Consider the following 10,365-nt stretch of genomic DNA (forward strand, 5'->3'; position numbering starts at 1 on the left):
CTACGTGTCCACGATTTGGGGGCAACCCCAAAAGTGACATTGTTGGCTTTGGCTTGGACCTTCGTTTCTTCAAGGAGTTTCGGGGGGAGGTTTATCGTGGTACACATACCTTTAGGGTAGAAAGCATCAAGTCATCAATCAAGAGGTGAAATGATGTATCTGCCTTCAGGAAGCCGTGAAAGGTTGACTGGTGTCTTAATTCAGTGCGAGCGTCAGGGTGAGCACGCCGATTGAGAGCGCGAGCATGCCTAAGCAGTTAATCCAGAATGCGCTACCGAGGAAGTGGGCGTGGGCATGGGCTGCTGCGGCCGCGCAGAAATAGGCGATGACGCCAACCATGGCTGCGATTCCTACGCCGGGGAACCAGAGGCCGGCAATGAGTCCTGCGGCGGCGAGGCACTTGATGACAATGAGCGCCCACCACCAGTCCTTGGGGAGTTTGACGCCGCTGAGGCAGGCTTCGATGAAGGGGACTGGTTTGAGGGAGAGGGCGGCGTCGCCAAGCAGAATGGCTGCTAGTAGTAGGGAGGGCCAAGCGGGGGAGGATTCTAGGATCATTGGGTTACTCCGAATGCGGTGTTGAGGCGTTCGATCGATGAGGCGGCTTGGGATGTGAGGTGCTCGGTGTCGTAGATTCCGGCGGCCCAGCCAATGAGTAAGCCGAGGTAGACGTTGTACAGCAGGTTGGAGTACTCGGCCGCATCGTCGCTGTTGAGTCTGGAGCCAAGGCGCAGGGCGATTTCATCGGTTAGGAGCGCTTTGAGCGCGGTGAGTGCCTTACCTTGGTTGCCTTGTTGGATGAGCGCCGCGCCGAACGCGCGGGAGAGTTCATCGTGGCCGGTGAACATCTGCAGGAATGGTTCGAGGACGTCGAGGAGGCTATCGGATTGTCCCCGGATGTCGTCGTGGAGTTCTGAAATGCGTTGGCCAATGGTGTGGATGAGCAGCGTTTGTTTGTCGCCGACTCCCATGACGGTTCCCACGCTGACGCCAGCTTCGGATGCGATAGTCCGGATGCTGGTGGTGGCGTAGCCCTGAGTGAGGAAGAGGTCATAGGCGGTGGCTAGGACCTTGCTGTCGGTGCCAGCTTTGGCGGCCGAGCGTGATGAGTGAACGTGTTCAGTGAACATGTTCAAAGAGTAGCGCTTGACAGTTTCAGGGTCAATGGCGTCAGAGTGTTGGTGATTGCAACTAGGTCAGCGCGGGGAAGACGCGGTCACGCAACAGGTGCGCAAGCTCGCGGTCGGGGGCCGCTGGGTTGACCCAGGCGGTGTCGCCGATTTCGGCGGCCGCATGGGGTTCGTCGGCGGTGACCGTGCGGGTGCAGGTGAAGATGGTGCCGACGACGACCTCGCCCGGTTCGTTGGCGGCGGGAGCGTCGAAGGTGCCGAGTTCGTTGAGGCTCTCGGCGTCGAGGGTGAGGCCTACTTCTTCGGCGACTTCGCGCAGGGCGGCGTCGACAAGCGCTTCGCCCGCCTCAGGCTTGCCGCCGGGCAGCTGGTATTTGCTGGAGGACTTCTTGCGCACGGTAAGCACGTGGCCTTGCGGGTTGCGGATGACGACGGCTGCGACTTCAATCATGGCCGCCGATTGTAGTGGGTAGTGAAAGTGCTAGAAAAATTTGTTTATCAATACAAGTTGGCGGGGTGTGGGCAAGGGTTTTGTTTTAGCAAACCATATCAACCTTTAATTGTTAATCATGGAAATTACGTTATGGGTTTCGGCAGGTTAGAGACTCGAAGCTTCAACGGGTACACTGCCTTCAGTGCGCCAAAGTTGGAAGATTTTTATCAGAGATGTAGCCAGGCTTGGCCGCGTCCCCAGGGCGTGGATCATCCTCATCGGACTCATCATCACCCCCGCGTTGTATTCATGGGTGAACATCGCGGCTTTTCGTGACCCTTATGGCCATACCAACAACATTAAGGTGGCCGTGGTCAACGAGGACAAGGGTGCTAACAATGAGCTCACTGGGGACATTGATGTCGGCAGCGAGGTCATTGAGAAACTGAAAAAGAATGACCAGATAGGCTGGCAATTCCTTGAGCGCGACGAAGCCGAGAAAGCCCTTTTAGAGGGAGACGTGTATGCCTCGGTGACGATTCCGGAGGACTTCAGTGAGAACCTCGTGAGCATGCTCGACGGGAAGTTCACGCAGCCGCAGCTGGTCTACCGCGTCAACGAGAAGAACAACGCCATCGCCGTCAAGATCACGGATACCGGTGCCAATGGTCTGGACAAGCAGATCACGGCGGCCTTTAAGGAGCAGGTGGCCACCGTCGCTGCGGAGAACGTCAAGGACACCGGTACCGACTTTGAGCGAAAAGTCACGCGCGCGATGAACAACACCAGCTCCGCATTCGGGGAGACCGCGCAGGAGATTGACGGCAACCGCGAGAACCTCGCGCGGATCCAGGGAAAGCTTGACGCCGCTGCTGACTCCACGTTGGGAGCTAAGTCTACGGTGGCCAATGTGAGTGCTGCGCTGGGCGACGCCCAAACCGCCCTCGCCGAGGTCTCCTCCCTGGTCGAGGAGGCCCAAGGTGGTATTGGGGACTTCACCGACCAGACCACCGGCGCCTTCGTCAACGGTGCGACTGCGGTGGCGGACGGCACCGCCCAGGCGCAGGAATCCATCGCTGATGTCACCGCTGGCCTGAACCAGGCCGGTGACCGCTTCGATTACGCCACGCAGCGGGCTAATACCGCCATTGATGCGAGCGCAGAATCGATTGCGCAGCTTAAAGCCCTGCGCGATTCCGCAACACTCTCACCGCAGGTGGCTAAGGAAATTGATGACGCCATCCAGCGCCTTGATGAGGGTAATGAATCCAACCGCCAGTTGGTGGGAAACCTCAGTGCGCTGAGCAAGGATACGCAGGCCGCGGCGGATAACGTGCAGGCTAGCGCGGAGGCCATTAATCAGGCGGCGGCCGATACCAAGGCCACCTCGCAGACGCTGCGCGATACCGTGACGTCCGCCGTGCCCGAAATCAACCGTGCCATGAGCAACCTGAGCTCCATGGCGAGCGCTTTGAGCTCCACCCTGGAAGCCCAGAAGGGCACCATGCAGGAGGCAGACGGTCTCCTAGATGGTGTGGCCCAGCAGCTGCGTGCCACGAAGGACACCTTGTCCGATTTCGATGCCAACCTCCTTGCCCTGCAGGACAGTTTGCGCGCGATGCAGGGTGATGTGGGCTCGCTGCGAGCCGCAATGAACTCCAAGGTCGTTCAAGATGTCACCGGGCTGGATGCGGAAGAAATCGGTAGGTTCTTTGCCGAACCCATCGAGCTGAAGACCGAAACCGTGTACCCGGTGGACAGCTACGGCTCCGCCATGGCGGCGCTGTTTACCAACCTCTCCCTGTGGATTGGTGCCTTCGTCCTCATGGTGATCTTCCGGGTCGAGGTGGATAAGGAAGGCTTCGACCGCGTCACAGTGGGCCAGGCCTACTTGGGCCGCTTCCTCCTCATGGCGTTGATGGTTATCATCCAGGCCATCACGGTGACCGTCGGTGATCTGCTCATTGGCGTGCAGACCGTGAATGCGCCGGCTTTCGTCCTGACAGGCATACTCGTGGGACTGGCCTACTTGAGCATTATTTACGCACTGTCCTCATCCCTGGGACACCTGGGACGTGGCCTCTGCGTGGTCTTTGTCATTATCCAGATTCCGGGTGCTTCGGGCCTGTACCCGATTGAGCTTTTGCCCAACTTCTTCCACACCATCTACCCACTACTGCCATTCACGTACGGCATCGATGCCATGCGCGAAACCATCGGTGGGTTCTATGGGAACCACTATTTCAAGAACATGGCCGTGCTCGCCTTCATGTTCATTCTGTTCTTCGTCTTCGGCCTGCTGCTGCGTAAGGCGTTGGCGCACTTCAATGTCATCTTCAACCGCGAGCTGCGGGACACTGAGCTCTTTGACTATGAAAACGTGCAGGTTGTGGGCTCCGGCTACCGCATCGCGGACGTCATCCAGGCGCTGGATAGCCGCAGTGGCCTGAAGAAGGATCTGGACCGCCGCGCGCACAACTGGGGCTATTGGCTCAAGCTGGTGGGCATCGCCGGTGTTATCGGAGTGGTGATCCTCATCGTCGTCTCGGGTCTCTTGCCCGACCAGAAGCCGCTGCTTCTGGCTATTTGGACGGCATGGTGCTTCCTCATCATTATCGCCGCGGTCACCCTGGAGTACCTGCGCATTAGCCTGAAGCAGTCCGCAGAGCTGGTGACGTTGGATGAGGATGACATCAAACATCCAGCGCGCATTGGCGCGGAGTCCACGGAGGGGGATAACTAATGCGTGGAACACTCGATCTTTTTCTAAATGACATGCGCACCGCATGCCGCAACGTGATGAGCGCGGTGATGCTCGTGGGCCTCGTCGTTATCCCGATGCTGTTCACCTGGTTTAACGTTCTGGCCAGCTGGAATCCCTTCGATAACACCAGCCAGCTCAAGGTGGCGGTGGCCAGCAAGGACACCGGCTACAAAAGCGATCTGTTGCCGGTGCCCATCAACGTCGGCGACCAGGTGCTCAATGAGCTACGTGCAAACGAGCAGCTGGATTGGGTTGTGACCACCTCCGATGAGGCGATAGAAGGTACCAAGTCCGGTGAGTATTACGCAGCCATCGTGCTTCCGGAAGATTTCAGTACCGACATGATGAACTTCTACACGGATGGTTCCCAGCCTGCGGATTTGTCCTTCTATATGAATGAAAAGAAGAATGCGCTGGCGCCGAAGATTACAGGTCAGGGTGCAGAGGGCGTGTCGGCGCAGGTGGCCGAGGCCTTCACCACGACGGTCGGCGATGTTTCCTTCGACCTGGTTACCTCACTCTCCGACTTCTTGAGCCAGGGCGATACCAAGGCCGTGTTGGACCGGATGCAGGCGCGCGCGGATGGTGTGCAGACCCAGCTGGATATGGCGGCACGTACCGCGCGTTCCTTGGCTGGACTTGTGGATACCGCGGTTCCGCTCATGGAAAGCGCCCAGCGCATTGCGGACTCGGCGGACCTGGAGCTGCCGGAGGTCCAGTCCTCCTCACTCAATGTTTCGACGGATGCGCTGCAACAATCCCTCGATGCGACCAGCGCCAGCTATGATGTGGTGCGCCAACGCATTGATGCGCTTTACGACGACGCCTCCGCCTCCCGCGCCGACCGCGTCGCCGCGCTCAACACCTTGGCCGGCCAGGTAGAAGGCACCATTGCGCAGTACCAGAACCTGCATGGCCACATTGAGGCCCTCCCGATTCCCGTAGGGGATAAGGAGAAAGCGCTCAGCCGGATCGAGGACGCTATCGACGCCGAGCGTGCCCTTCACGCGCGCCTTACGGCCGCCGCCAACGCACCCGAACCTACGAAGCCGGATCTCTCCAGCCTCGATGATGCCAAGAAGGCAGTGGAGGGAATCTCCACCTCCGGTCTGCGTGAATCCTTGCGCGCGCTGCAGAATTCCCTGGGCCAGGTAAGCGCGGATCTGGATACCGCGAAGACTCCCGTCACCATTGATTCCTCTTCCTTGACGGATGCCCGGGATGCGGTACAGAAGCTCGCCTCTGGCTTGCAGGACAAGGCGAACAAGTTTGGTGATCTAAAGAAGGACATCGATTCCGCTGCGGAATCCGGGGATCTGAAGAAACTCGCGGACCTTATTGGTTCAGATCCGGACGCCTTGGCGCGTGCGATTGCGGCCCCAGTGGACGTCGACAGGCAAGCGGTCTACCCGGTCAAGAGCTTCGGCGCCGGCATGACGCCCATGTACACCGCCCTGGCGCTGTGGGTGGGTGCGCTGCTGACCGCAGTGAGCGTGCGCACCGACGTTGTGGACAAGGACAAGTATTCGCCGATGCAGCGCTTCTTCGGGCGCTTCGGTATTTTCGCGGCGGTCGGCCTCGTGCAGTCGACGATGCTCATCCTGGGCCTCATCTTCTTCGTAGGCATCGAGCCCGCGCACCCGATCCTCATGCTGCTGGCAGGCTGGATAAGCTCGCTCATCTTTATGCTGATTTGCTACACCTTTGTGGTGTCGTTTGCCAACGCGGGCAAGGCGCTAGCGGTGCTCATGCTGGTCATCCAGGTCTCTTCTTCGGGCGGTGCTTACCCATTGCCGGTGCTTCCGGAGTGGTTCCAGAACATTAGCCCCTGGTTGCCAGCGACCTACACCATCCGCGCCTTCCGCGCGGCCATCGCCGGAACCTACCACGGTGACTTCTGGCTGTCGCTGCTTGCCCTCTTGCTCTTTGCCGTACCGATGCTCGTGTTGGGCGTGGTCTTCCACAAGCCGCTGGAGAAGTTCACCAATGGCTGGGTGGAGACCTTGGAAAAGACCAAGCTGATGTAGTGCTTACCGCACGGTGCAGCCGATGCTATTTACATAAAACTCTGGAGATACTCACAGGTTAGTGGGGTCCCGTGAAACGGCACCCAGCGGTAAGCTGAAGCGCTGTGAAACGCGGTCATTTCCTGGGCCCAGCTCGGCTCACCGCCGCGGGCTTTATTCTGCTTATCCTCGTGGGAACGGTGCTTCTTATGCTGCCGATTTCCGCCAACGTTCCACAGTGGACTCCGTTCTTGCCGGCACTTTTTACGGCTACCTCGGCAGTCTCTTTGACGGGTCTCGTGGTGGAGGACACCGGAACTTACTGGACGCCCTTCGGCCAAGTGGTCATTATTACGCTCATCCAGCTGGGCGGCCTCGGCATCATGAGTTTGGCGTCGTTATCGGGCATGCTTCTGACCGGACGCATCAGCTTCAAAGCTCGCAGAACTAGTGCTGCGGAGGGCCGCGCCGTGGTCTCTGGCGGAATTCGCCGCGCCTTGCTGCTTACCTTGGTGATGACTCTGATCTGCGAGGCCATCGTTGCCGTATTTATCGGCGTGCGTTTAGCCACCGAACACGGAGTAGCACCAGGACGCGCGGTGTGGGAAGGCATCTTCCACGCTATTTCGGCCTTCAACAACGCCGGGTTCAGTACCTATTCCGATAGCGTCGTTTCCTTTGCCGCCGATGCTTGGATCCTGTTGCCCCTCGCCTGCGCCCTGATTACGGGTGGCTTGGGCTATCCCATGCTGGCGGAGTTCGTGCGACGGGCCCGCGCACGGCTAACACGCTGGCGTGGTGGCACGCCACGCATTCACCGCATGTCCATGACCGCCCGGATGACGCTGGGTGCCACAGCGTTTTTGTTGCTTAGCGGCACCGTTGTTTTCTTCCTCGCAGAAAACTCTGGGGTACTACACGGGATGCCGCTGGGACAGAAGCTCACTAACGCTTTTTTCATGAGTGCGTCGCCCCGCACGGCCGGTTTCAACGCCATTGACTACGGGGAAGCGCATCCGTTGACGCTGATGGTCACGGATATCCTGATGTTCATCGGCGGCGGCTCCGCCGGTACGGCGGGTGGCATCAAGGTGACGACCGCATGCGTTCTGGGCGCGGCGATGATCTCTGAATTCTTGGGCCGGGAAGACACCTCCATCGGGCACCGTCGCCTGCCGCTGTCCACCTTCCGCCAGGCCCTCGCGCTGACCGCCGCCGGAATGATCGTTGTTGCTGTAGGCGTGGCAACGCTGCGCATCTGGGACCCCGAGTTCACCGCGGACCAGGTCACTTTCGAAGTCATGTCCGCCTTCGCCACCGTGGGTTTGTCCACGGGTATTACCGCAAGTTTGTCCGCACCATCACAGCTCATGCTGTGTCTCATCATGTACGTTGGCCGCGTAGGCCCCACCACCTTCGTGGCGGCACTGGCCGCCCGGACTATTAGCCTGCGCTACCGCTACCCAGAAGAAAGGCCGTTCATTGGCTAACATGTTCAGCGCCCTGCGGCGTGAGAAGTCTTCCATCAATATTCCGCCGGTCGTCGTCATTGGCATGGGGCGGTTCGGTTCTTCCCTGGCCCGTGAATTGATGGAGCATGGCGTGGAGGTTCTTGGCATCGATGCCGAGGAGAAGCACGTGCGCGAGCACGCCGCGTACCTCACCGAGGCCGTGACCGCGGATACGACCGACGCCGAGGCCCTCCGCCAGCTGGGCGTTGATGAAGTGGAACGCGTGGTCGTGGCCATCGGCTCCGATTTGGAAGATTCCATCCTCACCGCCTCGAACTTGGTGGAACTGGGGGTAGGCGATATCTGGGCCAAGGCAGATTCGGATGCGCACGCCCGTATCCTGCGCCAATTGGGAGTGCACCACGTGATCCGCCCAGAGCGCGATACGGGCCGCCGCGTGGCGCACCTGTTGGGCGGGCGCTTCGAGGACTTTGCGGAGATCGCCACCGACTATGGTGTGACGGCGATGACCCCGCCGGCGTCGATAAGCAAGCGTCCGCTCAACCTGCACCAGGTGTGGGAAGAGCACAACGTTCAGCTCATCTCACGCTGTGAGGGGCCTGGCCAGTGGCGCCCGCTTGTCGACGGCACCGAGCTCACCCACCGCGACCTCATCGTCGTCGCCGGTAGCCCAGCGGATCTTGAGGCCTTCTCGCAGTCCTAAGCGCGGTGCTTGGGGTGCCTCGCACTGTGGAGCGAGGAGCGGGGCGCTACAGTGGCGCGTATGACGAAGGCACGTTTTCCGGGCTCGGTGTATGGAACAGGGGAGGAACCCGACCCGCGCTTCAGCATGGCTAATGAGCGCACCTTTTTGGCGTGGATCCGCACGTCCTTAGCCTTTATCGCCGGTGGTGTGGCTCTGGAGACCTTCGAGCTGCCGCTGAACACCACGCTGACTCGCGTCGTTTCCGTCATCATGCTGATCGTGGCCATCATCCTGCCGGCAGTGGCATGGTTTCACTGGGGTGCCTCTGAGCGCGCGATGCGCCATGGGCGTCCGCTCCCAGCTAGCCCAGCGTTGGCGTTGATTGTTGGTGTGGTGATCATCATCGGCCTGATGATTCTGGTGGGCGAGCTGCTAGCGTGAGCGAGCTTTTTGATCCCGGCCTCCAACCCGAGCGCACCCGCTTAGCCTGGCAGCGCACGGGTCTAGCCGGCCTCATCGCGGGTTTGCTGGTCGTTCGTTCCGTTGCGCCATGGGCCGCCCTGATTGTAGGGGTAGTGGTGGCCGTGGTGCTGCGGTTGGCCACCGCCAAGCTTCGCCATGTTGACGAGATCCTGGCTCGGACCGAATCACCTGCCCTGCCCGGAGCTCCGGCGCTTGCCGCCGTTGCGCTGGGGACGATGCTCCTCGGGGCAGTTGCCTTTGCCGCTATCTGGTAGAGCCAAACCCCCAGACCTCGATCCCGCAACCTGCAGGTGGGCGTCGCCAAGCGCTTGCCGACGCCCAACCGCCGACCAGGGAGTTGCGGGATCGAGGTCTGGGGATCTAGCGGAAGTTTCGCGGGCCTGCGGCTAAGTGCCGCGCGATGGTGGCGATAAAGTCTTTTGGAGCTTCGCGCAATTCTTGGGGTGAGAAGCGTAAGACGACAAAGCCTTGGTTGAGGAGTGCCTTTTGGCGTTGGTGTTCGGCTCGAATTACCTCTTCCAGCTCGTTCTCGTATTTCACATTGCCGTCGATTTCAATGAGCAGCCAGCCATTAATCGCGAGGTCGGCGTAGTACTGATTGACCCGGTATTGGGCGCGCAGGCTGCGAACCGCGGGAAGGCCCGCGTCAAGAATAAGCGCCCGCGCATAAGACTCCCAGGGAGATTCGGAGCTGTTGACGCTGTGCTCCACGGCCCGCCGGGCATCCGCGACTCCTTTCACGCGACCCATGTTGCCAAGAACCCAGTTGAGGGTGTCCTTTGATACCCGGCGTGACCGTACGTAGTCTGCGGCGACGAGACCTTCGACGAAGCCATCGAAACGCGCGATGTCGATCGCTGTGCGTGCCAGGGACGTAACCCGGATCCCGTGGACTTCTGTGACTTGATTGTTGAGCTTTGTCTGCTTGTAACGGAAGTATTGGCGCTTGGACCTTTGGGGAACGGAGTTGGAGGGGACTGTCGCGAAATACTCGCTCGGCGTTGTGAGCGTAGGGATGCCATGGATGCGAGCAGCCGCTTTGCCCAGGAGAGTTGCCCGCGGTGCGGCACGCGCATGGGCATAAACCTCTGCGGTTTCTCGCTCCCAGGGTTTCAAGTGCAGCCATCGGTGCAGGGGAATGACATAGCACCACGCGAGCTTATGGAATTTCCTTGCGTGAATTTTTCCCCATCGGGGGTCGTCGTTGGTGAGCGTGCGCAGATCGACCATGTGGGTGTCTATGTAGTGAAAGATGCCTAGGTTGTTCATGGCTTACTTTTAGCGCATTCGAGCAGCTCGCGCGCGCTGAGCAGCATTCAGGGCCAAACCCCCAGACCTCGATCCCGCAACCCCCTGGTGGGTGGTGGGCGTCGGCAAGCGCTTGGCGACGCC

Annotated in this window: 10 protein-coding genes; 6 read left to right on the plus strand and 4 right to left on the minus strand. The window is 60.0% G+C overall.

The annotated features are described in order from the left end of the window. Positions 1 to 195: 195 nt before the first annotated feature. The 3 genes from HMPREF2943_RS02865 to HMPREF2943_RS02875 all read right to left on the minus strand — a co-directional run bounded on the left by HMPREF2943_RS02865 (position 196) and on the right by HMPREF2943_RS02875 (position 1,581). Positions 196 to 558: a DoxX family protein gene (locus tag HMPREF2943_RS02865; protein WP_070444309.1), complete on the minus strand. Its 363-nt coding sequence runs from the start codon at positions 556 to 558 to the stop codon at positions 196 to 198. Further along, positions 555 to 1,130 carry a TetR/AcrR family transcriptional regulator gene (locus tag HMPREF2943_RS02870; protein WP_070444307.1) on the minus strand — a complete coding sequence of 192 codons (576 nt, stop codon included), beginning with the start codon at positions 1,128 to 1,130 and terminating at the stop codon, positions 555 to 557. Before HMPREF2943_RS02870 ends, HMPREF2943_RS02865 begins: the two co-directional genes overlap by 4 nt. A gap of 61 nt (positions 1,131 to 1,191) precedes the next feature. Continuing rightward, on the minus strand, positions 1,192 to 1,581 hold the full coding sequence (locus HMPREF2943_RS02875; protein ID WP_070710743.1) for an NUDIX hydrolase: 390 nt from the start codon (positions 1,579 to 1,581) through the stop codon (positions 1,192 to 1,194). Positions 1,582 to 1,765: 184 nt separating this feature from the next. Between HMPREF2943_RS02875 and HMPREF2943_RS02880 the strand changes: the two genes are divergently transcribed. From HMPREF2943_RS02880 to HMPREF2943_RS02905, 6 genes are all read left to right on the plus strand, one after another. After that, positions 1,766 to 4,306, plus strand: a complete 2,541-nt coding sequence (locus HMPREF2943_RS02880) for a YhgE/Pip domain-containing protein (protein ID WP_070710744.1) — start codon at positions 1,766 to 1,768, stop codon at positions 4,304 to 4,306. Then, the gene (locus HMPREF2943_RS02885; protein ID WP_070710745.1) at positions 4,306 to 6,354 is read left to right on the plus strand and encodes a YhgE/Pip domain-containing protein; all 2,049 of its coding nucleotides are present in this window, start codon (positions 4,306 to 4,308) and stop codon (positions 6,352 to 6,354) included. Before HMPREF2943_RS02880 ends, HMPREF2943_RS02885 begins: the two co-directional genes overlap by 1 nt. Before the next feature lie 104 nt (positions 6,355 to 6,458). Beyond that, a complete protein-coding gene (locus HMPREF2943_RS02890) occupies positions 6,459 to 7,823 on the plus strand; it encodes a TrkH family potassium uptake protein (protein WP_070444299.1) in 1,365 nt (454 codons plus the stop codon). 1 nt (position 7,824) lies between these two features. Beyond that, on the plus strand, positions 7,825 to 8,508 hold the full coding sequence (locus HMPREF2943_RS02895; RefSeq protein WP_070444297.1) for a potassium channel family protein: 684 nt from the start codon (positions 7,825 to 7,827) through the stop codon (positions 8,506 to 8,508). Between the two features lie 60 nt (positions 8,509 to 8,568). After that, positions 8,569 to 8,931 (plus strand): YidH family protein, encoded by a 363-nt coding sequence (locus tag HMPREF2943_RS02900; RefSeq protein WP_046648866.1) that lies wholly within the window; start codon positions 8,569 to 8,571, stop codon positions 8,929 to 8,931. Further along, the gene (locus tag HMPREF2943_RS02905; protein ID WP_070710746.1) at positions 8,928 to 9,227 is read left to right on the plus strand and encodes a DUF202 domain-containing protein; all 300 of its coding nucleotides are present in this window, start codon (positions 8,928 to 8,930) and stop codon (positions 9,225 to 9,227) included. Before HMPREF2943_RS02900 ends, HMPREF2943_RS02905 begins: the two co-directional genes overlap by 4 nt. Positions 9,228 to 9,333: 106 nt before the next feature. On the opposite strand, the gene HMPREF2943_RS02910 is transcribed toward HMPREF2943_RS02905, so the two are convergent. After that, entirely contained in the window at positions 9,334 to 10,242 is a 909-nt protein-coding gene (locus tag HMPREF2943_RS02910; protein WP_070710747.1) for a DUF559 domain-containing protein, read from the minus strand. Positions 10,243 to 10,365: the final 123 nt, after the last annotated feature.

It is taken from the genome of Corynebacterium sp. HMSC072D12, assembly GCF_001813925.1.
Classification (GTDB): domain Bacteria; phylum Actinomycetota; class Actinomycetes; order Mycobacteriales; family Mycobacteriaceae; genus Corynebacterium; species Corynebacterium aurimucosum.